Annotated in this window: 22 protein-coding genes; 5 read left to right on the forward strand and 17 right to left on the reverse strand. The window is 67.7% G+C overall.

Annotation, left to right across the window (positions count from 1 at the left end; all coding sequences use genetic code 11):
- Positions 1 to 2: 2 nt before the first annotated feature.
- A complete protein-coding gene (locus EII34_RS11965) occupies positions 3 to 2,147 on the reverse strand; it encodes an alpha-galactosidase (protein ID WP_124845400.1) in 2,145 nt (714 codons plus the stop codon).
- A gap of 214 nt (positions 2,148 to 2,361) precedes the next feature.
- Here EII34_RS11965 and EII34_RS11970 point away from each other — a divergent pair, with 214 nt between their 5' ends.
- The gene (locus tag EII34_RS11970) at positions 2,362 to 3,201 is read left to right on the forward strand and encodes a M23 family metallopeptidase (RefSeq protein ID WP_124845401.1); all 840 of its coding nucleotides are present in this window, start codon (positions 2,362 to 2,364) and stop codon (positions 3,199 to 3,201) included.
- Positions 3,202 to 3,556: 355 nt separating this feature from the next.
- Complete coding sequence (locus tag EII34_RS11975; RefSeq protein ID WP_124845402.1) at positions 3,557 to 3,991, forward strand: bleomycin resistance protein; 435 nt, start codon at positions 3,557 to 3,559, stop codon at positions 3,989 to 3,991.
- Between the two features lie 18 nt (positions 3,992 to 4,009).
- On the opposite strand, the gene EII34_RS11980 is transcribed toward EII34_RS11975, so the two are convergent.
- From EII34_RS11980 to miaA, 4 genes are read right to left on the reverse strand one after another with little or no spacing between them, the layout of a single operon-like run.
- Complete coding sequence (locus tag EII34_RS11980) at positions 4,010 to 6,010, reverse strand: ATP-dependent DNA helicase (RefSeq protein ID WP_395858091.1); 2,001 nt, start codon at positions 6,008 to 6,010, stop codon at positions 4,010 to 4,012.
- Positions 6,003 to 7,421 carry a GTPase HflX gene (hflX, locus tag EII34_RS11985; RefSeq protein WP_124845403.1) on the reverse strand — a complete coding sequence of 473 codons (1,419 nt, stop codon included), beginning with the start codon at positions 7,419 to 7,421 and terminating at the stop codon, positions 6,003 to 6,005. Before hflX ends, EII34_RS11980 begins: the two co-directional genes overlap by 8 nt.
- A gap of 49 nt (positions 7,422 to 7,470) precedes the next feature.
- A complete protein-coding gene (gene dapF, locus EII34_RS11990) occupies positions 7,471 to 8,280 on the reverse strand; it encodes a diaminopimelate epimerase (RefSeq protein WP_185711327.1) in 810 nt (269 codons plus the stop codon).
- Positions 8,281 to 8,302: 22 nt separating this feature from the next.
- Complete coding sequence (gene miaA, locus EII34_RS11995) at positions 8,303 to 9,220, reverse strand: tRNA (adenosine(37)-N6)-dimethylallyltransferase MiaA (RefSeq protein ID WP_124845405.1); 918 nt, start codon at positions 9,218 to 9,220, stop codon at positions 8,303 to 8,305.
- A 102-nt stretch (positions 9,221 to 9,322) separates the two neighbouring features.
- Between miaA and EII34_RS12000 the strand changes: the two genes are divergently transcribed.
- Entirely contained in the window at positions 9,323 to 9,517 is a 195-nt protein-coding gene (locus tag EII34_RS12000) for an antitoxin (protein WP_124845406.1), read from the forward strand.
- Positions 9,518 to 9,569: 52 nt separating this feature from the next.
- Here the strand turns inward: EII34_RS12000 and miaB are convergent, their stop codons facing one another.
- Entirely contained in the window at positions 9,570 to 11,036 is a 1,467-nt protein-coding gene (miaB, locus tag EII34_RS12005) for a tRNA (N6-isopentenyl adenosine(37)-C2)-methylthiotransferase MiaB (protein WP_124845407.1), read from the reverse strand.
- A gap of 63 nt (positions 11,037 to 11,099) precedes the next feature.
- Here miaB and EII34_RS12010 point away from each other — a divergent pair, with 63 nt between their 5' ends.
- Positions 11,100 to 12,011 (forward strand): aldose epimerase family protein, encoded by a 912-nt coding sequence (locus tag EII34_RS12010; protein WP_185711323.1) that lies wholly within the window; start codon positions 11,100 to 11,102, stop codon positions 12,009 to 12,011.
- Here EII34_RS12010 and rny read toward each other — a convergent pair.
- From rny to EII34_RS12030, 4 genes are all read right to left on the reverse strand, one after another.
- Positions 11,968 to 13,575: a ribonuclease Y gene (gene rny, locus EII34_RS12015; protein WP_221620291.1), complete on the reverse strand. Its 1,608-nt coding sequence runs from the start codon at positions 13,573 to 13,575 to the stop codon at positions 11,968 to 11,970. The two genes, EII34_RS12010 and rny, sit on opposite strands and share 44 nt — an antisense overlap.
- A gap of 164 nt (positions 13,576 to 13,739) precedes the next feature.
- A complete protein-coding gene (locus tag EII34_RS12020; protein WP_124845410.1) occupies positions 13,740 to 14,231 on the reverse strand; it encodes a regulatory protein RecX in 492 nt (163 codons plus the stop codon).
- Entirely contained in the window at positions 14,221 to 15,273 is a 1,053-nt protein-coding gene (gene recA, locus EII34_RS12025) for a recombinase RecA (protein ID WP_124845411.1), read from the reverse strand. Before recA ends, EII34_RS12020 begins: the two co-directional genes overlap by 11 nt.
- A gap of 180 nt (positions 15,274 to 15,453) precedes the next feature.
- A complete protein-coding gene (locus EII34_RS12030; RefSeq protein WP_124845412.1) occupies positions 15,454 to 15,648 on the reverse strand; it encodes a DUF3046 domain-containing protein in 195 nt (64 codons plus the stop codon).
- A gap of 186 nt (positions 15,649 to 15,834) precedes the next feature.
- Between EII34_RS12030 and EII34_RS12035 the strand changes: the two genes are divergently transcribed.
- Positions 15,835 to 16,611: a DeoR/GlpR family DNA-binding transcription regulator gene (locus tag EII34_RS12035; RefSeq protein WP_124845462.1), complete on the forward strand. Its 777-nt coding sequence runs from the start codon at positions 15,835 to 15,837 to the stop codon at positions 16,609 to 16,611.
- A 14-nt stretch (positions 16,612 to 16,625) separates the two neighbouring features.
- On the opposite strand, the gene pgsA is transcribed toward EII34_RS12035, so the two are convergent.
- Genes pgsA through leuD form a run of 7 tightly spaced genes read right to left on the reverse strand, consistent with a single transcriptional unit; the run spans position 16,626 to position 24,638 of the window.
- A complete protein-coding gene (pgsA, locus tag EII34_RS12040; RefSeq protein ID WP_124845413.1) occupies positions 16,626 to 17,222 on the reverse strand; it encodes a CDP-diacylglycerol--glycerol-3-phosphate 3-phosphatidyltransferase in 597 nt (198 codons plus the stop codon).
- A complete protein-coding gene (gene rimO / locus EII34_RS12045) occupies positions 17,219 to 18,628 on the reverse strand; it encodes a 30S ribosomal protein S12 methylthiotransferase RimO (protein WP_185711328.1) in 1,410 nt (469 codons plus the stop codon). Before rimO ends, pgsA begins: the two co-directional genes overlap by 4 nt.
- A gap of 19 nt (positions 18,629 to 18,647) precedes the next feature.
- Positions 18,648 to 21,080, reverse strand: a complete 2,433-nt coding sequence (locus EII34_RS12050) for an FtsK/SpoIIIE family DNA translocase (protein WP_185711324.1) — start codon at positions 21,078 to 21,080, stop codon at positions 18,648 to 18,650.
- 59 nt (positions 21,081 to 21,139) lie between these two features.
- Complete coding sequence (locus EII34_RS12055; protein WP_124845415.1) at positions 21,140 to 22,063, reverse strand: thiamine-phosphate kinase; 924 nt, start codon at positions 22,061 to 22,063, stop codon at positions 21,140 to 21,142.
- Positions 22,063 to 23,175 (reverse strand): D-alanine--D-alanine ligase family protein, encoded by a 1,113-nt coding sequence (locus EII34_RS12060; RefSeq protein WP_124845416.1) that lies wholly within the window; start codon positions 23,173 to 23,175, stop codon positions 22,063 to 22,065. The genes EII34_RS12055 and EII34_RS12060 overlap by 1 nt, the downstream gene beginning before the upstream one ends.
- A gap of 28 nt (positions 23,176 to 23,203) precedes the next feature.
- The gene (locus tag EII34_RS12065; protein ID WP_260425145.1) at positions 23,204 to 23,983 is read right to left on the reverse strand and encodes a lysophospholipid acyltransferase family protein; all 780 of its coding nucleotides are present in this window, start codon (positions 23,981 to 23,983) and stop codon (positions 23,204 to 23,206) included.
- A gap of 49 nt (positions 23,984 to 24,032) precedes the next feature.
- Positions 24,033 to 24,638, reverse strand: coding sequence for a 3-isopropylmalate dehydratase small subunit (leuD, locus tag EII34_RS12070; protein ID WP_124845417.1), 606 nt, complete (start codon positions 24,636 to 24,638; stop codon positions 24,033 to 24,035).
- Between the last annotated feature and the right edge of the window lie 3 nt (positions 24,639 to 24,641).

Here is a 24,641-nt window from a genome sequence, read left to right on the forward strand (position 1 = left end):
CCTCAATCCACGGGACGGATGTCGAAGACGACGGCCGTGGAGGGCTGCAGGATCGGGGCCTGCAACCCCACGCTCGCCAGCTGGGCTCCCGTCAGACGAAGCGGTGACCCCGCCAGCCATGGCGCCTGCACCCGCTCCAGGACGGGCTGCCGATTGATGACCCGGACCTCGTGGAGCCGATCAGCGGCCAGGCCGGGGAAAAGGATCGGTCCCAGTGCCGCGGTCGGGGTGTTCTCGACAAGGGCAAGGCTGAAGATGCCTCCCTCGTCCCCCACGACACCCTTGAACCAGACCCCCTTCTCCGGGAGACCCTGTCGGACCAGTCGGCCAGTGAGCAACCGGTGGCGGTTCTCCTTGTACCAGGCGATCCACCACCGCAACGACTCGAGCTCCTCGTCACTGGCCCGGGCCAGGTCCCACTCGACACCGAGATGCCCGAAGATCGCCGTCGCCGCCCGGTACTCCAGGTCGTGCCACCGACCGGTGACATGGGAGCGTCCGGAGGCGATGTGTGATCCCATCACCTCGGTCGGCAGCAGTTGTCCGGTCCACCACAGCATCCGTTGCCGGTCATCCGGGTCGATGTTGTCCGAGACCCACACCCGCTGGACGCGTTCCATCACCTCGAGATCGATGCGGGCCCCTCCCGAGGAACAGGACTCGAACTCGACGTGGGGGAACCGACGGCGCAGCTCGTCCAACAACCGGTAGTAGGCACGGGTCTGGGCGGCGACGGCGGCGCGACCGTGCGGGGCGGTGCCCGCATCGACCAGGTCGCGGTTGTGATCCCACTTGACGTAGTCGATGGCGTACTCCTCGAACAGTGCACTCATCTGCCCGAGCACGTGCTCGAAGGCTCCCGGGATCGCGAGATTGAGCACCTGTTGGAAGCGGCTGCGGATCGGCAGCCGATCCTCCACCTGCATGATCCACTCGGGATGGGCCCTGGCCACGTCGGAGTCCTCATTGACCATCTCCGGTTCGAACCACAGCCCGAACTGCATCCCCAACGCCTTGACCCGGTCCACCAGCGGGTGCAGCCCCTGCGGCCACACCACAGGGCTGACCACCCAGTCCCCCAGACCGGCCGTGTCGTCACGCCTGGCCCCGAACCAGCCGTCGTCGAGAACGTATCGCTCCACTCCCAACGCGGCGGCCCGCTCGGCGAGATCGAGCAGGCGATCGGCGTCGTGGTCGAAGTAGACGGCCTCCCAGACGTTGAGGGTGACGGGCCGCTCCACGTCAGGGGCAGCGGGGAGTGCGCGCAGATGCTCGTGGAAGCGGGCGGCCTGGGCGTCGAGGCCCGAGGCATGGTTGAAGTAGACACGTGGTGTTCGGTGGACCTCGCCCCGGCCCAGCCTGCCCTCCCCCGGCAGCAGGAGCTCCCCTCCACCGATCACCTGCGCACCGTGGAGTTCGCGCTCGGCCAGGTGGATGTGATTGCCACTCCAGGCGACATGACAGCCCCACACCTCACCTGTCCGGTACCCGAACCCCTCCTCACCGACGGTGAGCACGAAGGAGGCATCGGCACCGGTGCGGCCGTGGCGCCCCTCACGACGGTACGAGCCGACCTGCAGGGGATGGCGTTGCGGCATGCGCTCTGCCGCCCACCGCCCGGCGAAGTCCAACACCTCACGGGCCCGCCCCGGGACCGGCAGCCGCAGCGTGAGCTCGGTGACGTCGAAGTCGGTGTCACCGAGATTGGTCAGTTCGGCACTGGCCCGCACCAGCCCGGTGGGCAGCAGTTCCAGCCACAGCCACAGGTCGAGTTCCGCGGCCTCGGCGCCGAGGTGGAACCCGATCTTGGCCGGGCCGGTGCTGACGAAGCCGGTCACGGGGGTGTCATCGACCAGCACCTCGAGGGTGCGCCAGGCCGGGCTCCAGCCGCGGCCGTCACGCGAGCCGATGAGTCCGGGGGTCCCGGTCCAGCCGAACCTGGCCTCGGGCACCACCCCCACCCGCAGTGCCTCATCCATCCCGTTGCCGGTCCTCATCCAGGCGGCCCCGGCCGCCAAGGCGTCGAACCGGTCCTCGTCGAGCTCGCCGGGGTCGCTCCCCCAGTGGACCACCTGGGGCATCCCGTCCTCATGGGATGCGATCAGAAGAGCAACTCCAGCGGCACGCGCTGCGATCCGTGGGGGCATCTCGAACTCCTTCGGTTTGTCGACACCAGAACTCTAGAGGTGATCGACCCATGGTGTGGTTGCTGTGCGCCAGCTGTGAAAACCGTCAACATCACACCTTGTCAGCGCGATTTACCCGACGTCCTTCCTGTGAACGGCTGTGAATTCCTGAGAAGCGATTGAAAATTTCCTTAGAGATCCTCAGGATTGTGGTGTTCCCGACGAAAGGAAAACCATGGGACTCCGCAGATCAGTCCAGCCCCGGCGTGGCACCGACACCTTCGGGCCCGGTTGTCTCCCACGGCGTGCTGTCGCCGCGACCCCTGCTCCATGGCGTCGCCCCTTGGCGGCCCTCGTGCTGGCGGGCGGCATCGGAGCGCTCGGTCTGAACACCGTCCCCGCATCAGCGGCGGAACCAGCGGCCTCGAACACGCGGACCGCCGACAAGCACTGTGCCCAGCCCGGTCCCCGTCGTGCCGCACCCCAGCACTCGGAGGCCTCGTCCTCCTCGAGGACGACGAAGAAGACCACGAAGAAGTCCGGACAACAGACTCGCTCCACGTCACCCCGGCGTGCCGCAGAGGGCTCGGGGAACACAACGGCGACGGCCGCCCTCGCCACGACGGCCACCCGAGCCTCCGGTGAGGCCAGTTCCGACGGGGCTTCGGCTCCCCTGGCCAAGGGAAGCTACCGGATCAGTGCCCGTTTCGGGGCCACCGGGAACTGGTCGCGTTACCACACCGGGCAGGACTTCTCGGCCGCCAGCGGCACCCCGGTGCGTGCCGTGGTCTCCGGCACGGTGGTCAAGGGCAACGTCGGCTCATGGGCCGGGAACCATGTGGCGATCCGCGCCGCTGACGGTTCCTCCACCCTGTACGCCCACCTGAGCAGCACGGACGTGAAGGTGGGCCAGCAGGTCACGGCGGGGCAGAAGATCGGCGAGGTCGGCAGCACGGGACGCAGCTTCGGCTCCCACCTCCATCTCGAGTACTACCCCGCTGGCAGGACCCCGGGCGACGTGTACCGCGCCACCGACCCGATGGCCTACCTCACCTCGCTCGGCATCACCATGTGAGGCACCCCGGGAACCACCGCGCGGCACCGATTTCTCCCACCCCCTCTGGATCGGTGCCGCGCGGCTCTCGCTCCGTTGTCCGCCCCATGTCACGACCACGGGATCCCGGGTCCTGAACGAGCTCGGACACCAGGGGGAGCATCCGAGTCATGACAGAACGGTCGACCGAGGAAGGAGGCATCACTGGATTCCCGACCCGATGATCCTCACTCGAAGCAGCCCCAGAAGAAGTTGACAGCCCGGTATGATGCGAACCGCCAGTTGCCCGGGCCATGGGGCACCCCGGCTCCGGTAGGCCCTGCTGACACAGCTTCACCGGCTGATGGGGTTGTACGGAAGAAGGATCACCGAAGACATGGCCGAGGAACAGGGACTCATTCCTGAGTTGACTGTCACCGACTGCAGCACCTCCGTGTGGTTCTGGTGCGAGTTGCTGGGTTTCGAGGTGTTCCACGACAGACCTGAGGACGGTTTCGCCCACCTCGTCCTGGGAACCGCGCACATCATGCTCGACCAGGCCGACCTCGGACGGACATGGCGAACCGGTTCCTTCGACCCACCCTTGGGCCGCGGGATCAACCTCCAGATCGTGGTGCCTGACATCGCCGTGCAGCTGGGGACGCTTCATGAGGCAGGCTGGCCCTTGTTCATGGACCCGGAGGAGAAGTGGTACCGGATCAGCTCGACCGAGGAGGTCGGGGTCCGGCAGTTCCTGGTGCAGGATCCTGACGGATACCTCGTGAGGATGCAGATGTCCTTGGGGCACCGCCCCGGACCGTCACATCACTGAGGTCCGATCGGATCCGGGTCACTCCGCCCCACGCAACCTGAGCAGTGCGCGCCCGGCGATGTCCTGGTCCGTGGTGCGCCAGAAACCGGGCAGGGAACTCGCGAGGAAGCTGCCGTAGCGGGCCGTGACCAGACGTGGATCGAGGATCGCCACCACGCCGCGGTCACTCTCCCGCCGGATGAGTCGCCCGGCCCCTTGGGCCAGCAGCAGCGCCGCATGAGTGGCGGCCACCGCCATGAAACCGTTGCCGCCCGCATCGTCGACGGCCTTCTTGCGCGCCTGCATCAGCGGATCGTCGGGGCGTGGGAAGGGGATCTTGTCGATGATGACCAGCTGGCACGTCTCCCCCGGCACATCCACCCCCTGCCACAGCGACATCGTGCCGAACAGGCTGGTCTCCGGCTCGTCGGTGAAGATGCGTTGCAGCTCGGAGAGCTGGGCGTCGCCCTGGCACAGGATCCGCAGCTCAGGCAGTGCCTCCCGGCAGTGGGCCGCCGCCTGCTCCGCATTGCGTCTCGAGGCGAACAGGCCCAGTGTGCGCCCACCGGCTGCCCAGACGAGCTGGGCGATCTCCGCCAACACCTGCTCCCCCAGCCCGTCGCGCCCCGGGCTGGGCAGCGACGAGGCCGCGTACAGGATGCCCTGGCGTCGGTAGTCGAAGGGGGAGCCGACGTCGAGACCTCGCCACCCACCTTCCTCACCCGCCTCCTGTTGCGCGGTGAGTTCCTCGGCCGCCCGCAGTCCGATGCTCCCGGCGAAGGCCCTGAAGTCACCGCCGAGGGTGAGGGTCGCGGAGGTGAGGATCGTCGTGGCCTCGGCGAAGATCTCCTCGCGCAGCAGACCTGCCACCGACAGCGGGGCCACGTGTGCGGTGGCCGCCGGGTCCGCACCCCCGCGTCCCTCCGCGCGCGAGACCCACACCACGTCGTGCTCGGAGAGCCTGGCCATGCGTTCCGCGACGTCGAGGACCTCGCCCAGTGCCCCCGACGCCTGGGAACACTCCGGGTCGTCCTTGGTCCGCCCCAGCTCGGAGACCGCCTTGCGTGCAGCATCACGCAGTCCGGCACAGGCCAGGACCACGGGTCCCTCCCCCATGATCCGCTCCGCGGGGGAGTCCATCAGTGCATCCCCCAGCCGCTCCACGGCCTCCAGCAGATCCGTCCCCGTGTCGTCGTCCAACCAGGGTAGACAGCGTCTCGCCACCCGCTCCGCCAGGGCCTCACCGAGTTCCCCCGTGGCCGCGGTGGTGAGCCTGCTGGTGAGCTCGTGGGCCTCGTCGATGATGAGCACCCCGTGCTCCGGCAGCACCGACTGGCCGTGCATCGCGTTGATCGCCACCAGTGCGTGGTTCGTGACCACGAGATCCGCATCGTGGGCCTCCGCACGGGAACGCTCCACGAAGCACTCCGCCCCGAAGGGGCACCTGCCGACTCCCAGGCACTCCCGGGTGGGGATGGAGACCTGCTGCCACGCCTGGGCGGTGTGGCCGGGTGCGTCGTCGCGATCCCCTCTGCCGCCGTTCAGCGCCTGCTCCTCAGCCCATTCCCGAAGCGCCAGCACCTCGATGCCGAGCCTCGACGGGGACTCGGTGCTGCGGGACTCCCCCAGGTCCGCAGCTCCGATGAGAGCGCCCTGTCCGGCCTCACTCGCCTCGTCACGCACCTTGTACAGGCAGGCATAGTTGGTCCGGCCCTTCAGCACCGAGGCACGGGGACGTCGACCCGTGACCGTCTCCACCGCATCAAGTGCGGCAGGGATGTCAGTGCTGGCCAGCTGCGCCTGGAGCGCCAGTGTCGCCGTCGCGACGATGACGGTCTCGTCCCGCTCGACGATCCGGGCGAGCGCCGGTGCGAGATAGCCCAAGGACTTTCCCGTCCCCGTCCCCGCCTGGACCAACAGGTGGGTCCCTTCTGTCATCGCGTTCGAGATGGCGGCGACCATGGCCACCTGCCCCGGACGCTCACCACCCCCGAGCCCGGAGACCGCCTGGTGGAGGAGGCGTCCGGCGAGATCAGACACCGAACTCCTCGAGGTCGGCGGCCAGGCCGGGGCGCACGCGTGCCCTGACCCGGGTGCCCTCCGCGGTGTGTTCCAGTTCCTCGATGGTTCCCGTTCTGTGGACGCGGTCCATCAGGTCCCCACGCGCGTAGGGCACCAGTACGTCCACCGGCACCTCCGGATTCGGCAGCCGGGCCTCGATCGCCTCCGCCAGTTCAGCCAGCCCCAGCCCGGTGCGGGCCGAGACCACCACGCAGTCGGGGTGGTTGCCACGCAGTGTCAACAGCGTCGCCTCATCCGCCCGGTCCGCCTTGTTGCACACCAGCAGCTCCGGGATGTCGATGGCGCCGATCTCCGCCAGGACCTCACGAACCGCTGCGATCTGGCCTTCGGGATCCGGGTCGGAGGCATCGACGACGTGGAGCAGCAGATCGGCGGAGGCCGACTCCTCCAGGGTGGAGCGGAAGGCCTCCACCAGGTCATGGGGCAGATGCCGGACGAAACCGACCGTGTCGGTGAGTGTGAAGACACGGCCGTCCCGGGTCTCGGTCCGCCGTGTGGTGGGATCGAGCGTGGCGAAGAGGGCGTCCTCCACCAGCACCCCCGCTCCGGTGAGGCGGTTGAGCAGTGACGACTTGCCGGCGTTGGTGTAGCCGACGATCGCCACACTGGGCACCTGGTGTCTGCGACGTTCGGCCCGTTTGCCCTGCCGGGTGGCGTCCATCTCCCGGAGCCTGCGGCGCAGTTGGGCGATCCGGTGGTGGATGCGACGACGGTCCGTCTCCAGTTTGGTCTCACCCGGCCCACGGCCACCGATCCCGGCCCCGGCCGCCGCCCGGCCGCCGGCCTGGCGGGACAGGTTGCCGCCCCAGCCACGCAACCGCTGCTTGAGGTACTGCAGCTGGGCCAGCTCCACCTGGGCCTTGCCCTCGGCGGACTTCGCGTGGGAGGCGAAGATGTCGAGGATCAAGGCGGTGCGGTCCACCACCTTGACCTTGACCCGGTCCTCCAGGTTGCGCAGCTGGGCCGGTTGCAGCTCGCCGTCGCAGATCACGGTGTCCGCCCCGGTGGCCCGTACCACCTCGGCGACCTCCTCGACCTTGCCGCGGCCGATGTAGGTGGCCGGGTCCGGCTGGGAACGGCGCTGCACCAATGCCTCCAGCACCTGTGACCCCGCGGTCTCGGCGAGCAGTTTCAACTCGGCCATCGCGTTGTCCGCATCCTGCTGGCTGCCCGAGGTCCACACCGAGACCAGCACCACCTTCTCCAGGCGGAGCTGGCGGTACTCGACCTCGGAGATGTCCTGCAGCTCGGTGCGCATGCCGTCCACCCGCCGCAACGAGTGGCGTTCGGCGAGGTCCTGCTGGTCACCGTCGTGGTTGATCTCGGGATCGAGGAGGACGTGCTGGTCGTGATCTTCGGGGATGTTCATCGTTGGTCCATTCTGGCAGGCCCCACCGACAAAGTCCCGGGGCACCGCCTCAGAACCGGAACTCACCCTCGGCGACGATCTGCGCGGGACCACTCAACCAGGCGTGCCCGTCCTCGAAGGTGACCACGAGATCACCACCCGGCACACTCACGTGGACGGGACCGTCATGCCCATCGAGGTGCCGGTGCACGGCAGCCGCAGCCACCACCCCCGTACCGCAGCTCAGGGTCTCCCCACACCCTCGCTCGAAGACCCGCATCCGGAGCTGTCCGGGCTGCACCACATGGATGAACTCGACATTGACCCCGTCCGGGAAGACCTCGCCCGGCTCCCACGCAGGACCTTCGGTCAGGTCCAGGGCCGCCAGTTCCTCGGCGGTGACGAAACACACGGCATGGGGATTGCCGACATCGACGGGGTGGCCTTCGAGCTCTCGTCCCCGATGCGTGATGGTGACGACGTCCTCGGTCACCTGCGCCTCACCGAGGTCGGTGACCAGGCGTCCGTCCTGGAGTTCCCTGACCCGCTTGATCCCGGCCCTGGTGGCGACCTCGAACTCCTCCTCGCCGACCAACCCCTGTTCCATCAGGTGACGGGCGAACAACCGCAGGCCGTTGCCGCACATCTCCGCGACGGAACCATCCGCGTTCCGGTAGTCCATGAACCACAGCGTCGGATCGACCTCGGCGTCGGGAACGCTGCCGGCCCGCACCACGCGCAGCACCCCGTCACCCCCGATGCCGCGGTGCCGGTCACACAGCCATGACACCCGCTCCGGGGTCAGGTCCATCGCGCCGTGGTGATCATCGACGATGACGAAGTCATTGCCCGTGGCATGTCCTTTCCTGAACAGCATCAGGTGGTCCTCTCCATCCGTGGCCTCACAGTCCGGCCCCCTCAAGTATGCGCTCCGCGTTGTCCGGCGCGTCGGCGGGGAGCCATGTGATCCGTGGATCCCTGCGGTACCAGCCCAGTTGCTTGCGGAAGAAACGCCTCGTGGCACGCTTGATCTCGGCCTTCGCCTCCTCGAGGGTGCAGAGCCCGTCCAGGTGCTGCAGCACCTGTCGATACCCGATCGCCATGGCGGCGGTTCGGCCCTCCCGCAACCCCCTGGGGATCAGTGAGCACACCTCCTCGACCAGTCCGGCCTCGACCATGGCCTCGACCCTGGCGTCGATCCTGGCGTCCAGTTCCGTGCGTTCCAGGGTGAGGCCGAACTGGTGCACCCCGGTCAGCTCATAGCTCCATTCCGGCAGCACCGCCTGGTGCCCACCGGTCAGCTCATGGATCTCCAGGGCCCGTACCACGCGACGACCGTTGCCGGGTTCGATCCACGCAGCCGATTCCGGGGCCACCTCACTCAGCCGACGGTGCATCTCGTGCGCCCCCAGCGCCGCCAGCTCCCTCTCCAACCTGGCCCGGACGGCGGGATCGGATCCCGGGAAGGTGAACGGATCCGTGATGGCTCGGGTGTACAGCGCCGACCCGCCGACCAGCACCGGCACCACCCGGGCGGCTCGCAACTCGGCGATCACGGCCCTGGCCCGTTGCTGGAAATCGGCGACGCTCGCGGTCTCGGTCACCTCCATGACATCGATCAGATGGTGCTCGACACCCCCACGTTCCTGTTCCGTCGGTTTCGCGGTCCCGATGTCCATGCCCCGGTAGACCAGCATGGAATCGGCATTGACCACCTCGCCGACCAGTCCACGCCGGGCGAGCCGTCGGCAGCACTCGACGGCCAGCGCGGACTTCCCCGTCGCGGTGGGGCCGACGAGGACGATCAGGGGTGGCTCCATGTGCCCATCCTGCCAGTGCCGGTCGGCAGGTGCAGAACTCCCGGCGAGCGGGCATGATGGTGCAGGCGGTGCATCGGGCTCGCCCTGGACAGAAGGATCAACATGGGTATCTTCGACGGCATCGGCGATCAGGTCGCCGCGCACGAGGACAAGATCGACGGCGCCATCGACAAGGGTGCCGAGATGCTCGACAAGGCCACCGGCAACAAGTTCGGCGACAAGATCGACGCCGGCGCCGAGTTCATCAAGAACAAGGTCGAGGACATGGCCGGCAAGGACAAGCCCACCGCGGAGTGATCCCGGCCTCCGGATGCGGGGTCCCGTCATGAGGTGACGGGACCCCGCATCCTCATTCAGGTCGTTTGAAGCCCGGCATCCCCAGCAGGACCCCGGAGGTCCCGGCGGGTTCTCTCGTGGCGGCATCCCAGGCGTCACCGCCCCGGGTGCGCCTCAGCCCGCGGATCGGGACATCCGAGTTGAGGTGGTGCGGGGCCGCATGCGTGATGGTCGCCAGGGCGATGTCGCCCGGCCGGGGCCGCTCAGCCGGGTCGTCGCTGACGGTCACGTGGACCAGGCGGTTGTCCCGGGCGCGACCGCTCATGCGGTTGGTGGCAGCGTCCTTTCGTCCCTCACCGAGGGCGAACATCACCTCGACCTCCTGGCCCTCGAACCGACGGTTCTCCTCCCAGGCGATCTCTCCCACCAGGTCGACGAGACGCTCGTAGCGGGCCTGGACCACCTGCTTGGGGATCTGGTCGGTCATCTCGGCGGCCGGGGTACCGGGACGTCTCGAGTACTGGAAGGTGAAGGCCGCCGAGAACCTGGCCTGCCGCACCACCTCCATCGTCGCCTCGAAGTCCTCCTCGCTCTCCCCGGGGAACCCGACGATGATGTCGGTGGTGATCGCGGCGTGTGGCATCGCCTTCCTGACCCGCTCCAGGATCCCCAGGAAACGTTCGCTCCGGTACGAGCGACGCATCGCCTTGAGCACGGCGTCAGAACCTGACTGGAGGGGCATGTGGAGCTGTGGCATCACGTTGTGGGTCTCCGCCATCGCCGCGATGACGTCGTCGGTGAAGTCCTTGGGGTGGGGTGAGGTGAAACGGACCCGCTCGAGACCCTGGATCTCACCGCAGGCCCGCAGCAGTTTCGCGAAGGCCTGACGGTCCCCGAACTCCACACCGTAGGCGTTGACGTTCTGACCGAGCAGGGTGATCTCCTGGACCCCCTGATCGACCAGCATCTGGATCTCGGCCAGGATGTCCCCGGGACGTCGGTCGGTCTCCTTGCCCCGCAGCTGCGGCACGATGCAGAAGGTGCAGGTGTTGTTGCACCCCACGCTCACCGACACCCAGGCGGAGTAGGGTGACTCCCGTCTGCTCGGAAGATTGCTGGGGAAGGTCTGCAGCGCCTCGACGATCTCGATCTGGGCGGCATCCTCGATGCGGGCCCGCTCCAGCAGCCGCGGGAGGCTGCCCACGTTGTGGGTACCGAACACCACGTCCACCCAGGGGGCCTTGCTCTGGATGAGGTCCTTGTCCTTCTGCGCCATGCAACCACCCACCGCGATCTGCATGCCGGGATGTTTGGCCTTGATCGAGGCCATGTGCCCAAGATTGCCGTACAGCCGGTTGTCGGCGTTCTCCCGGACCGCGCACGTGTTGAACACCACCACGTCGGCCCCGGCACCGAGCACCTGCTCATCCCCCTCGGCGCGTCGCAACCCCGCCTCCTCCAACAGACCGGAGATCCGCTCGGAGTCGTGGACGTTCATCTGACAGCCGTAGGTGATGACATGGTAGGTGCGCGCGCTCATGGTGGCCCAACTCTAGACATCCAAACGCCAGCGCACGAATCACGACGCGGTTACTGTGATCCCATGATCCACCCCACTGGCGAACAGTACGAGATCCGAAGTCACCGTTGGAGCGCCGTCACGACTCAGGTCGGGGCGGGGCTGCGCAGCCTGAGGTACGACGGTGTCGAACTCCTCGACACCTACCGGGCGGACGAGGAGCCACGTCGCTGGCAGGGCGCCCACCTGATGCCCTGGCCCAACCGGTTGCGCGATGGGCGGTACCTGATCGGTGAGACCGAGTACCAGCTCCCGGTCAACGAGGTGGCGCGCGGCAACGCCAATCACGGCCTCAACGTCGGGCAGCAGTGGGAGATGCTGTCCCACATGTCCTCGGCCGTCCGGCAGCGCACCGTGTTCTGGCCTCGTCGCGGCTGGCCGGGCATCCTGGCCGTCGAGATCGTTCACGAGCTGGGTGAGAACGGGCTCACCGTCGACGTGCTCGCCACGAACATCGGCACCACCACCTTCCCATGGGGGTACGGGACCCACCCGTACTTCCGGTTCGACGACCTCTCCCAGGTGGAGTTGAGCATCCCGTTCGACGCGGAGCTCATGGTTGACCCCGAACGACTGCTGCCGGTCAGGCTCGGCCCGATCAGTTCGGACCATGACTTCACTGCGTCACGGCGGATCGGTGACACCGTACTGGACACGGCATTCACGGATCCGCTGCAACGGGACTGGGCGGTGACCCTGAGGGGCGACGGCAGGGCCATCAAGATCTGGGGGGATGCCACCACGCAGTGGGTCCAGGTGTTCACCCCACCCACCCGGGCCAGCATCGCCGTCGAGCCGATGACGTGTGGCCCGGACGCCTTCAACGAGGGACCGACCCACCGGGACCGCATCCTGCTGCGCTCCGGTGAGTCCGCGCGGGCCCGTTGGGGTGTCAGTGTGCCAGTTCCGTGGCCCGGGACTCCCGAACCACGGTGATGCGGATCTGTCCGGGGTAGGTGAGGTTCTTCTGGACCTCACCGGCGATCTCCTTGGCCAGCACATGGCTGGCCTGGTCGTCGACCACCTCGGGGGCCACCATGATCCGGACCTCTCGACCGGCCTGCATCGCGTAGGCGCGGGTGACCCCCTCATGGGCCATCGCGATGGACTCCAGGTTCTGCATGCGCTCGACGTAGGCCTCCAGGGACTCCCGACGCGCCCCGGGCCTGGCCCCGGAGATCGCGTCGGCGGCCTGCGTCAGGATCGCCTCGACGGTGCGCGGTGGCACCTCGTTGTGGTGCGCCTCCACGGCATGGACGATGTCCTCGTGCTCGCCATGTCGTCGCAGCAGATCCGCACCGATCAGTGCGTGCGGCCCCTCGGTCTCATGGGTGAGCGCCTTGCCGATGTCGTGCAGGAAGGCAGCTCGTTTGCACTGGGCGACGTCGAGTCCCAGTTCCGCCGCCATGACACCGGCCAGGTGGGCGCACTCGCTCAGATGGGCCAGGACGTTCTGCCCGAAACTGGTGCGGTAGGCCAGCGAACCGACAACGGGGACCAGGTCCTCGTGGAGGTCCGTGATCCCCACGTCCACCAGTGCCTGCTCACCGGTACGGCGGATCCGCTCCTCGAGCAGCCGCATGTTGCGTTCGTGAACCTCCTCGATGCGGGCCGGGTGGATGCGTCCGTCGGCCACCAGATCGGTCAGGGTCATCCGGGCCGCTTCGCGGCGTACCGGGTCGAAACAGCTGAGCAGCACCATCTCCGGGGTGTCGTCGATCAGGACGTTCACCCCGGTGATCTGTTCGAAGGAACGGATGTTGCGCCCCTCACGCCCGATGATGCGGCCCTTCATCTCATCACCCGGCAGATCCACGCTGGTAACGACGGACTCCGAGGTCTGCTCGGCCGCGCAACGCTGGATCGCCGTGACGATGATCTCCCTGGCTCTCACCTCCGCCTGATGTCGCGCCGTCTCCTCGATGTCACGGGCCAGTGTGGCCGCCTCCAACCGGGCCTGCCGTTCTGCCCGCGCGAGCACCTCCTCGTGGGCCTGGTCGATGCCGAGGCCGGCGATGCGTTCCAGCTCCGTCGCGATCCGCTCCTCCTGCTGCCCCAGGGCGTCACGACGTTGCCGAAGCTCGCGCCGTTGTTGCTCCAGCAGCTCCGCTCGGGTGGCGAGCCCTTCGGCCTCCGCCGACAGTCGGTCCTCCTTCTCGTGGAGACGTTCCTCCTGCCGCTCCTGCGCGGCGCGTTGCTCACGCAGTTCGGCACGTCGCGCCGCCATCGAGACCTCCAGCTCCTCACGGCGCCGATCCAGTTCCGCCGTCGCCTGGGCCGCATGTTCCTTCGCCTGGTCCAGGATCCGCTGTGCATCGACCCGGACCCGTTCGGCCGCCTCGCTGGCCTGACGGTGCAGCTCATCGGCATGGTTGCGTGAACGCCGTTCGTCCAGGACACGTTCCTCGATGAAACGACGGGTGGAGCGGCTCTGCCAGAAGATCACGCACACCAGCGCCACCGTGAGCACTCCGACCAGTATCCACGCAAGCCAAGCCACGGTTGTCCCTTCACGCTGAAGATCTCTCTGGGTGCACCGCATCCCCTCCGGGCGAGATCACGCGGCGCATCACGGCTGAACCGTCAGTCGTGATCTCAGGCGCTGGCCCCGGGGTGAGGAAGTCGAGACCCCTGGATGTGGAAGCCTATACCCGAACCGGGAACTCACAAGAGGTCGGGTTGGTCTTCCCCGGCATCCTCGAGCAGCTGCGAGACCACCTCCATGCACACCCCCACGCTGAAACCTCGTCGGGCCAGGGCGCCGTGGAGGCGGCGCCGGACCACATGGGGCTCGAGGCCACGCAATGTTCGCAGTCGACGGGTGGCGAACGCCAGGGCATGCGCCGCCTCCTCCTCCGTCTCCAGCTCGTCCAGCGCGGACTCGGCCTCGACCGGGTCGATGCCGCGCCGCTGCAGCTCGCGTCTGATCCGAGAACGACCGTGCCGATTGATCTCACCACGAGTCCGCACCAGGGAACGGGCGAATGCCGCGTCGTCGACGAGCCCGACCTCCTTGAACCGGGTCATCAGCTCGTCGACCAGCTCAGGGGGAACCTTCCTGGCCGCGAGTTTGTCGCGCAGCTCGGCCTCGGATCGGCTGCGCGTCTCGAGCAGGCGCAGCGCGATCCGTCGGGCGAACTCCAGGTCAGAAGTCAACCTCGACCTCTCCTGTCTCCGGGTTGATCCGTTCCTTCTCCGCTGGCTGCTCACCCAACCCCAGGGCCTTCAGGATCTTCTGCTCGATCTCCTTGGCCACCTCAGGATTGTTCTTGAGGAAGTTCCGGGCGTTCTCCTTGCCCTGACCGAGCTGGTCCTTCTCATAGGTGAACCAGGCACCGGCCTTGCGGATCACGCCATTCGCCACCCCCATGTCGATGAGGCTTCCCTCCCGGGAGATGCCCTCACCGTAGATGATGTCGAACTCCGCCTGCTTGAACGGCGGGGCGACCTTGTTCTTGACCACCTTGACCCGGGTCCGGTTGCCCACCATCTCGGAACCGTCCTTGAGGGTCTCGATGCGTCGCACGTCGAGGCGGACCGAGGAGTAGAACTTCAGCGCCCGGCCACCCGTGGTGGTCTCGGGGGAACCGAACATCACGCCGATCTTCTCCCGGAGCTGGTTGATGAAGATGGCCGTGGTGTTGGCGGATTTGAGTGCCCCTGTCATCTTGCGCAGTGCCTGACTCATCAGCCGTGCCTGCAGGCCGACGTGTGAGTCCCCCATCTCGCCCTCGATCTCGGCGCGAGGGGTCAATGCGGCCACCGAGTCCACCACGATCAGGGCCAGGGCTCCTGAACGCACGAGGGTGTCCGCGATCTCCAGCGCCTGCTCCCCGTTGTCAGGCTGGGAGACCAGCAGCTCATCGGTCTTCACCCCGAGCCTCGCCGCGTAGTCCGGGTCGAGTGCGTGCTCGGCATCGATGAAGGCACAGATCCCACCCTCGGCCTGGGCATTGGCGATGGCGTGGAGGGCGACGGTGGTCTTGCCGGAGGACTCCGGTCCGTAGATCTCGATGATGCGGCCCCGTGGCAGCCCTCCGATGCCGAGTGCGACATCCAGCGCCACGCTGCCCGTCGGGATGACGTCGACGGGCAGCCGACTCCCCTCCCCCAGACGCATGACCGAACCCTTTCCGTGGGCCTTCTCGATCTGGGCGAGTGCTGCCTCCAGCGCCTTGGCGCGATCAGCGACCGACATGCTGTTTCCTTTCCCTGTGCCTGGGCGAACCCACCGTGCGGGTCCAGGTCCTTACATCTTCACTCTAGGAAGCCCGACCGACATTTTTCTCGCTCGAGCATCTCGGGTGTGGACAACCCGTCGACGCGGCAAGCATAGCCGAACGCGTGTTCGAATGTCGTGCCGTCGGCGTGTCGCGCCTCAACGCATCCTGTCCGGGAGCTCGAGCTCCACCCACACCGCACGCCAGATCTCCTTGCAGGGCACCCCGGCCCGCAGTGCCTCCTCGACACTGCGGCTGTCGAGCCCCTGCAGAGCGACGGTTGCCGCCCAACTGGGGGCGTAGTCAGGTCCCAGTACCGCATCCAGTCTCGACCTCAACTCCGCCTCTCGCACGACTCAAGTATTCCCCAGTGAGGCGCCATCTCGCACACCAAGTGCGCAATCATTTAGAATGTCGCCCAATACCGCGCAACAACTGCACAACAACTGCACAACGTGGACTTTTCCACCCCGGAAACATCTGCACCAGGAGGCGAGATGAACTCCACGGGAACACATTCCCACAAGCGTTCCGACCGGATGCTGGCCATGCTGGCCCTGCTCCAGGAGAACGGACAGATGGCCCTGTCCCAGCTGGCCACGGAGCTCGGCACCTCAGAGGCCACCATCCGGCGTGATGTCGCGGTCCTCGCCGCCCAGGGGTTGCTCGACCGCACCCACGGTGGGGCCCGTCCGGTCCAGGGAAGCAAGGAGCTGCCCGTTCGGCTGCGTGATGGCCGCAACCAGGCGGCCAAGTCACGGATCGCCTCCGCCGCGGCCCAACTGGTCCCCGAGGGCAAGCACGCCATCGGACTCAGCGGTGGCACCACGGCAGCGGAGGTGCTGCGTGCACTGCAGCACCGCACGGACCTCACCATCATCACCAATTCGCTCAGCATCGGCCTGGAGGCGGCCGAGCAGGGACAGAGTCGCGTCCTCATCGCCGGCGGGGTGCTGCGTTCGAACTCCTTGGAGCTGGTCGGTTCCCTGGCCGAGGCCACACTCCGCCTCGTCAACGTCGGAACCGCACTGGTCGGGGCCGACGGGGTGAGTTCCACCGGGGGGCTGACCACCCATGACGACATCGAGGCCCGCACGAACCACACGATGATCGAACGCGCCCAACGGGTGATCGCCGTCGCGGACGCCACCAAGATCGGTCATGTCACCCTGGCCAAGATGGCGGATCTGACGGAGATCGACGTGCTGGTGACGGATTCCAATGCCCCGGCCGATGAGTTGGCGCGAATCCGCGACGCAGGCATCGAGGTGGTCATCGTCCCGGCCCCCTCCGAGTCCAAAAACCGGAGCAGCTGAGGCAGGGCAGGACTTCACTCGACCGGAGCTGTCTCACCCTTCCCGCGGGCCTGTCGACGCAGCCTGAGGGCCTCCCGGACATAGTCGAGGCCGGTCATGAGCGTCAGTGCCAGCGCTGCCCACATCAGCACCCAGGCCAGCACCTGGAACCACCCGGGCAGCACCTCGAGCCAGCGCAGGAACAGGATCAGGGCCAAGGACTGGACCACCGTCTTGAGCTTGCCTCCCCCCTTGGCCGCCATGATCCCGTACTTCGCGACCGCCGCTCTCAACCACGTGATGCTCCACTCCCGCAGCAGGATCAGCACCGTGAAGAACCACGGCAGTTCCCCCAGGACACTGAGGGAGATGAAGGCCGCCCCCGTCAACGCCTTGTCCGCGAACGGGTCCCAGAGCTTCCCGAAATCAGTGACGAGATTCCAGCGACGGGCGATGGCCCCGTCCGCCAGATCCGTCAGGATGGCCAGCGTGAACACCCCGGTCGCGGCCAGCCGCCACGAGGGATCGTGAGGATGGAGGAAGAGCACGACCAGGAAGATCGGCACCATGACGATGCGCAACACCGTGAGCGCATTCGGGACATTCCAGTTGCTGGGTGGTGACTCAGTCATTCCCTCTCTCCTCTGAGGTCGATCCCCTCGGCCGCCACGAAGGTGACCGCCACGAAATCCCCCACGTCGCAGCCTCCCGCATCGACGAGTTCCACGACGCCATCGGTCTCCGGCCCCTGGTGCGGCGCCCGGCCGATCGGTGTCGCACCATTCTCCTCGACCAGCACCATGGCGTGCTCCCCCACCCGCTCGGCGGCCCGGGACTCACACACCGCCGTGGCGACATCGGTGAGCATCTCACGTCGTGCCTCGATCTCCTCCTGGTCGAGGTGCCCATCCAGTCGCACTCCCTCCGTGCCCTCCTCGTCGGAGTACCCGAACACCCCGAGCACATCCAGGTTCGCATCGATGATGAACTGTCTCAGCACCTCGACATCATGTTCCGTCTCCCCCGGGAACCCGGCGATGACATTGCTGCGGATCCCCGCCTCGGGAGCTGCTGACCTGATGCGGGAGATGATCTCCAGGAAGCTCTCCGGATCTCCGAAACGTCGCATCCTCCTCAGCACCGACGGGGAGGCGTGCTGGAAGGACAGATCGAAGTAGGGAACCACCTTGCGCGTGGTGAGCATGGCCTCCAGCATCCCGGGACGCAGCTCGGCCGGCTGGAGGTAGGACACCCGGATCCACTCCAGTCCGTCGACTGCTGCCAGCTCCGGGAGCAGCCGTTCCAGGCTGGCGTCGGTGAGATCCTTGCCGTAGCTGGAGGTGTTCTCGGAGACCAGCAGGATCTCCTTGACCCCTTCCGAGACCAGCCAGCGGGCCTCCGCGACCAACTCGTCGACAGGACGCGAGAGATAGGACCCCCGGAAGGCCGGGATGGCACAGAAGGAGCAGCGCCGGTCGCACCCTGAGGCGATCTTGAGCGATGCCGCCGGCCCGGAGGAGATGCGGCGACGATGCCCCCTCGGGCCGCTCGCCGGCGCGAGTCCTTCCGGCAACGGGGTGTGCCCGGGAGTCGCGACGGTGGCAGCTGCGGCCGGGCGTTCCACCGGGGCCAGGGGCAGCAGGGTGCGTCGGTCCCTGGGGATGTGGGACTCGTGGCTGCCACCGGCCAGGATGTGACGCAGCCGGTCCGCGATGTCGCCGTAGTCGTCGAACCCGAGCACGGCATCGGCCTCGGGGAGTTCCTGCGCCAGCTGCACACCGTACCGTTCCGCCATGCAGCCGACCGCAACCACGGCCCGGGCACGACCGGTGTCCTTGAGGTCGGCTGCCGCCAGGAGGGTGTCGATGGAGTCCTTCTTGGCCTGTTCCACGAAACCGCAGGTGTTGACCACCACCGTCTCGGCCTCGGTGGGGTCCTCGACGAGCTGGAAACCTCCCGCCTCGAGACGTCCGGCGAGTTCCTCGGAGTCGACGTCGTTGCGGGCACAGCCGAGGGTGTGGATGTGGACCTTGTTCATCATCGTCCCCAAGTATCGCTCACCCGGCCGACAAGGACACCAGGAGCTCGTCCAGGTCCTCCGGCTTCACCAGCACCTCACGCGCCTTGGAGCCCTCCGAGGGGCCGACGACGCCACGGGACTCGAGGATGTCCATGAGCCGTCCCGCCTTGGCGAACCCCACCCTCAGCTTGCGCTGCAGCATCGAGGTGGAACCGAGCTGCAGCTCCACGACCAGCCGGGCCGCGTCGATGACGAGCTCGAGGTCGTCACCGATGTCGTCGACCACCTTCTTCTCCGCGGCAGCCGTGGTCACGTCCTCCCGGTAGGTCGGTTGCAGCTGTCCGGAGATGTGGGCCACGACCTCGCGGATCTCGGACTCGTTGACCCACGCCCCCTGCACCCGGATGGGTTTGCCCGCCCCCATCGGCAGGAACAGCCCGTCCCCCTTGCCGACCAGCTTCTCGGCCCCCGGCTGGTCGAGGATCACCCGGGAGTCGGTCATCGACGAGGTCGCGAAGGCAAGTCGTGAGGGCACGTTGGCCTTGATGAGACCGGTGACGACATCCGTCGAGGGACGCTGGGTGGCGAGCACGAGGTGGATGCCGGCGGCCCGGGCGAGCTGGGTGATCCTGACCACCGACTCCTCGACGTCGCGGGGAGCCACCATCATCAGGTCGGCCAGCTCGTCGACGACCACCAGCAGGTAGGGGTACGGGGCCAGCACGCGTTCGGAACCCTCCGGAACCTTCACCTGGCCGGCGCGCACCGCCTTGTTGAAGTCGTCGACGTGGCGGAAGCCGAAGTTCGCCAGGTCGTCGTAGCGCATGTCCATCTCACGCACCACCCAGGCGAGCGCCTCGGCCGCCTTCTTGGGATTCGTGATGATCGGGGTCACCAGGTGAGGGATGCCCTCGTACTGGTTGAGCTCCACCCGTTTCGGATCCACCAGCAGCAGACGCACCTCGTCGGGTGTGGCCCGCATCATGATGGAGGTGATGAGTGAGTTGATGAAGCTCGACTTGCCGGACCCGGTGGCCCCGGCCACCAGCAGGTGCGGCATCTTCGCCATGTTGGCCAGCACGAAACCGCCCTCGACGTCCTTGCCGAGCCCGACGGTGAGCGGGTGGTGATCGCCCAGCGCCTTGGGGGAACGGAGCACGTCGCCGAGGCTGACCACCTCCTTGTCGAGGTTCGGGATCTCGATGCCGATGGCCGATCTGCCCGGGATGGGGGTGAGGATTCGGATCTCGTTGCTGCCGACGGCGTAGGCGATGTTGTCCGCCAGCCCGGTCACCTTGGAGACCTTGATGGCGTTGCCGAGCTCGACCTCGTATCGGGTCACCGTCGGGCCACGGGTGTAGCCGGTGACCCGGGCGTCGATCTCGAACTCCTCCAGGGTGGCGGCGAGCTGCCGGACCACGCGGTCGGACGACTCGGTGCGGGCCTTCGGCTTGGTGCCGGGGATGAGCAGGCTCTCGTCCGGCAGCTGGTACATGATCTCGCCGCTGAGCTGGAGCTGCTCGGCCCGACCGATCATGGGGGTGTGCTCCGGCGGGGGGAGGTCCTCCTTCGGGGCCGCCGGAGCCGGTTTGCGCACCGGTGGCAGCGAGGGTTCGTGCTCCTCCACCTGCCAGTCAGGGACCGGCTCCCCCTCGGGGTCGGGGTCGTCCTCGACGATGAGGGGGGTGTCGTAGGGCTTGTCCACCCCGAGTTCCAGCTTCCTCGGGGGCTCCTCCGTGGTGTCCTCCACCAGCGCTGAGAGCCCACCGCGGATGCCTGCGATCACGTCGCGCAGGGGGCGGTTGATGACGAGGAGGACACCGATGAGGGTCACCACGACGAGGATGGGCACAGCGGCCCAGACGGTCAGCAGGTCGGTGAACAGGCTGCTGGAGAGGAATCCCAGGATCCCTCCGGCACGTCTGAGCTCCATCATCTGGTCCGGGCGGGGCAGTCCCCGGGCGATGTTGAGGATGCCGAGGGCACCCGTCGTGATGAGGAACCAGCCGAGTCCTGTCCGGGGTGCGGCATCCACTGCGCGAGGGTGCCTCAGGATCCGCCATGACGCGTAGAGGAGGATCGCCGGGAGGAAGGTCGAACTGAGTCCGACGATGGTGGTGGTGGCGACCTCGATGGCCCCGCCGACCGGCCCCGGGAGCATGAACCAGGCCCGGGAGGCCACCACGACGGCGAGCAGCAGCACGAACAGACCGACCCCGTCACGACGCAGTGCCGGATCGACATCGGTGTCCACACCGCCGAAGCTTCGCGCGATGGCGCCGACACCGTGTGCCAGCCCACGCCAGAACGCGACGATCCCCCGCAGCAGCGGATTCGGTTCCGGGGAGGCGGGGCGGCTGGTGGAACGGGTCCGTGAGGTCGACGTGGGGCCACCGGACTTCTTGCCGCCCTGCGACGAGGACGAGCGTCGGGTGGAGTTCCGCGAGGGGGAAGAGCCGCGTGTCGCCATGCTTCCAACCTAGCGGAGGAGCGGGCCCGGCCTCACCTCCCGCGCCGTCGTCATGGTGGTCAGGCGAAGTGGTCCCAGCCGGTCGGAGAGGTCCAGGGCTCGCCGTCGACGCTCACCTGCGCCCCGGGACCGACCAGTCCGATGGCCCGCCAGCCATCAGGCAGGTCCCGATCTGGGGGGAACGTGGCTGCCAGGGCGTGGTCCTCGCCACCGGCCAGGATGAATGCCATGGGGTTCTTCCCGGTCGCGGCGGCGACCCGTGCCAGTCCGTCGGGGACCGCGAAGGCCGAGGAGTCGATGTCGATGCCGACCCCGCTGCGTTCACAGATGTGGCCCAGGTCCTGCAGCAGGCCGTCGGAGACGTCGATCATGGCGGTGGCCCCGGCCTCGGCCGCCACCCGGCCCTGCCCGTAGGGGACGCTCGGGACCTGCTGCTCGGCCACCAGGTCCTTCGGGGAACCGAATCCCCGCTGCAGCACGAGCAGTCCACCGGCGGCCCAACCGAGCCTCCCGCACACCGCCACCCGATCACCCGGCCGGGCCCCGACCCGGGTGACGGGAGCCCGCCCATCGAGGTTGCCGAGCGCGGTGACGGAGATGGCGACGTGGGCCGAGGAGGACAGGTCCCCACCGACGAGACTCACCCGGGCCTGCTCACACTCGGCGGCCACGCCCTGCTGGAACTCCTTCACCCAGGCCTGGTCCAGGTCCTTCGGCAGTGCCAACCCGATGACCACTGCGCTCGGGATCGCCCCCATCGCCTCCACGTCTGAGACGTTGACGGCCACGGCCTTCCGACCGATCTGGTGGGCGCTCGACCAGGAGCGTTTGAAGTGGACGTTCTCGATGAGCACGTCCGTGGTGACCACCACGTCGCCGGCCGGGCGCAGCACCGCCGCGTCGTCGCCCGGACCGAGCCTCACGTCCGCTCCGAGCGCCAGGTCAGCGGTGATCTCGGAGATCAGTTCGAACTCACCTGCCATCAGCGCATCCCCGTAGGGCGCGCCAGGGCCAGCTCGACCAGGCGACCCACCAGCTGTTCATAGGTCAGACCGCTCTCCTGCCACAGGGTGGGATACATGGAGATCTTGGTGAACCCGGGCATGGTGTTGACCTCGTTGAGCCACACCCCGTCGTCGGTGAGGAAGAAGTCGGCGCGCACCAGCCCCTCGGCCTCGATGGCGTTGAAGGCGCGACGGGCCATGGCCTGCAGGACCGAGGCCTGCGCCTCGGGAAGTTCCGCGGGCGCGTCGAGCGCCGCCCCGTTCTCGTCGAAGTACTTGGCCTCGTAGTCGTAGAAACCGTCCTCGGCCTGCACCCGGATCTCCCCGACGACCGAGGCCCGGCAGCCCTGGGGCGCGTCCGGGTCCCCGAGCACGGCGACCTCCAGCTCCCTGGCCCCGGTGATCCCCTGTTCGAAGATCACCTTGGGATCGTACTCCTGGGCCAGGGTGATGGCTGCCTCGAGCTGCTGCGGCTCGGTGACCCGGGAGATCCCGATCGAGGATCCCCCGCGGGCCGGTTTGACGAAGATCGGGTACTGCAGCCGTGAGACCTCCTCCAACACCTGTTCCCTGTGGTGCCTCAACCTGCGGGCCGAGGCTGCGACGAACGGTCCCACGGGCAGTCCGGCGGCCTTGAAGGCCAGCTTCATGAACTCCTTGTCCATCCCGACGGCCGAGGCCATGACCCCGGAGCCGACGTAGCGGATACCCATCATCTCGAACATTCCCTGGATGGTGCCGTCCTCGCCGTAGGGACCGTGCAGCAGGGCGAAGGCGACATCGACCCCGTTCAGCTCCACCAGCTTCTCCCCCGTTCGGGTGGCCACCTCACACCCCTGCTCACCGACCAGCCACACGGCGTCGTGCTCCGGCTCGGCCACCTGCGGGGCGAGACCGTCCTCGATGGCGTAGGCGGCAATGGTGGCGGCCGGGACCTGGGTCCATCGACCACTCGGGGCGATCCCGATGCCGACCACGTCGAAACGGTCCTTGTCCAAGGCCTTGAACACGCTGGCCGCGGTGAGACAGGAGATGCCGTGTTCCGGGGACTGTCCCCCGAACACGAGGGCGATGCGGGTCTTGTCTGTCACTTGGGTCTCCTCGAAGTCGGCGGCGCGCTCATCGTACCCGGGGCACCCGGGCACCCACACGCAGGTCCCAGCGCTCCGCCGGTGCCTGCTCGCCGCGCAGTCCCGCGACGAGGCCGACGATCGCGTCCATGATCCGCGCCGTCGCCTCGGCCAGTTCCTCCTTGCCCGGGGTCGCGGTCACGGGCAGATCGCTCAGATCCACCGGCTGACCGGCCACGAGGCTGATCGGGCGACGGCGCAGGGAGAACAGCCTGAGCGGCTTCAGGTTCTTGCCCCCGAGCAGGGCGTCCGCGCCGATCTGCCCGACGGGAATGACGGGCACCCCGGTGGTCAGTGCGAGCCGGGCTGCCCCACTCCGACCGACCATGGGCCACCCGTCGGGGTCAGCCGTGATGGTTCCCTCCGGGTAGATCGCCACGCAGTCCCCTGCCTCCAGCGCAGCCCGGGCATGGATCAGGGAGTCCTTGGCCTGCTGCGTGTTGCGCAGCACCGGGATCTGGCGGCACTGGCGGGCGAACCACCCCACCAGGGGGACCTTCCAGATCTCCGCCTTTCCCAGGAAACGCGGCCAGCGGCCGTTCCAGATGAGGTACTCGCCGAGAGCCAGGACGTCGAAGTTGGAGATGTGGTTGGCCACGACGAGACATCCCCCCTCGGGCAGGTTCTCCTGACCTGACCAGGTGCGCTTGACCAGGCCTGACATGGCGAGGTGCACGAAACGGGCCAGGAGCCGGTAGGCCCAGGGCGCGGGTTCGGAGTTGGCCAGCGTGAGGGGGCGCTGCCAGGGCTGTTCGACGAGGTGGCTCACCCGGACATCCTCCCGCACACGGGGCCCATCGGCGAATCGGCGTGGGTGTTCAGTCAGCGGTTCGTGCCGGGAGGGTCTTCGGCTTGAACTGGGGTCGTGACGCCTCGAAGGCCTCGATGTCATCGGCGTGCTGCAGGGTCATCGAGATGTCGTCCAGGCCGTTCAGGAGCCGATGCCTGGTGTACTCGTCGATCTCGAAGTCGAGCCTGAGGTCACCCCGGGTGATGGTCTGCGACGGCAGGTCGACGGTTGTGACGAGATTCGGGTCCGCATCGATCCCGTCCCAGAGCCGGTCCCGATCCGCCTCGGGGATCAGCGCCACCAGCAGACCCGCCTTGCCGGAGTTGGAACGGAAGATGTCCCCGAACCGGGTGCCGATGATGACCTTGAAGCCGTAGTTCTGCAGCGCCCACACGGCGTGTTCCCGGGAGGAACCCGTACCGAAGTCCGGTCCCGGGACCAGGATGGTGCCCTGCCGGAACGGCTCCTGGTTGAGCACGAACCCGGGGTCACTGCGCCAGCCGGCGAACAGCCCGTCCTCGAAGCCGGTGCGGGTGATGCGTTTGAGGTAGACCGCCGGGATGATCTGGTCGGTGTCGACGTTGCTGCGCCGCAGCGGGACGGCGATTCCTGTGTGGGTGGTGAAGGCCTCCATGGC

The organism is Arachnia propionica (genome assembly GCF_003859805.1).
Classification (GTDB): domain Bacteria; phylum Actinomycetota; class Actinomycetes; order Propionibacteriales; family Propionibacteriaceae; genus Arachnia; species Arachnia propionica_C.

Coding starts and splice junctions, on each gene's coding strand:
- EII34_RS11965 (WP_124845400.1), bottom strand. CDS start 2,147: ATGCCCCCACGGATCGCAGCGCGTGCCGCTGGAGTTGCTCTTCTGATC.
- EII34_RS11970 (WP_124845401.1), top strand. CDS start 2,362: ATGGGACTCCGCAGATCAGTCCAGCCCCGGCGTGGCACCGACACCTTC.
- EII34_RS11975 (WP_124845402.1), top strand. CDS start 3,557: ATGGCCGAGGAACAGGGACTCATTCCTGAGTTGACTGTCACCGACTGC.
- hflX (WP_124845403.1), bottom strand. CDS start 7,421: ATGAACATCCCCGAAGATCACGACCAGCACGTCCTCCTCGATCCCGAG.
- miaA (WP_124845405.1), bottom strand. CDS start 9,220: ATGGAGCCACCCCTGATCGTCCTCGTCGGCCCCACCGCGACGGGGAAG.
- EII34_RS12000 (WP_124845406.1), top strand. CDS start 9,323: ATGGGTATCTTCGACGGCATCGGCGATCAGGTCGCCGCGCACGAGGAC.
- miaB (WP_124845407.1), bottom strand. CDS start 11,036: ATGAGCGCGCGCACCTACCATGTCATCACCTACGGCTGTCAGATGAAC.
- EII34_RS12010 (WP_185711323.1), top strand. CDS start 11,100: ATGATCCACCCCACTGGCGAACAGTACGAGATCCGAAGTCACCGTTGG.
- recA (WP_124845411.1), bottom strand. CDS start 15,273: ATGTCGGTCGCTGATCGCGCCAAGGCGCTGGAGGCAGCACTCGCCCAG.
- EII34_RS12035 (WP_124845462.1), top strand. CDS start 15,835: ATGCTGGCCATGCTGGCCCTGCTCCAGGAGAACGGACAGATGGCCCTG.
- pgsA (WP_124845413.1), bottom strand. CDS start 17,222: ATGACTGAGTCACCACCCAGCAACTGGAATGTCCCGAATGCGCTCACG.
- rimO (WP_185711328.1), bottom strand. CDS start 18,628: ATGAACAAGGTCCACATCCACACCCTCGGCTGTGCCCGCAACGACGTC.
- EII34_RS12050 (WP_185711324.1), bottom strand. CDS start 21,080: ATGGCGACACGCGGCTCTTCCCCCTCGCGGAACTCCACCCGACGCTCG.
- EII34_RS12055 (WP_124845415.1), bottom strand. CDS start 22,063: ATGGCAGGTGAGTTCGAACTGATCTCCGAGATCACCGCTGACCTGGCG.
- leuD (WP_124845417.1), bottom strand. CDS start 24,638: ATGGAGGCCTTCACCACCCACACAGGAATCGCCGTCCCGCTGCGGCGC.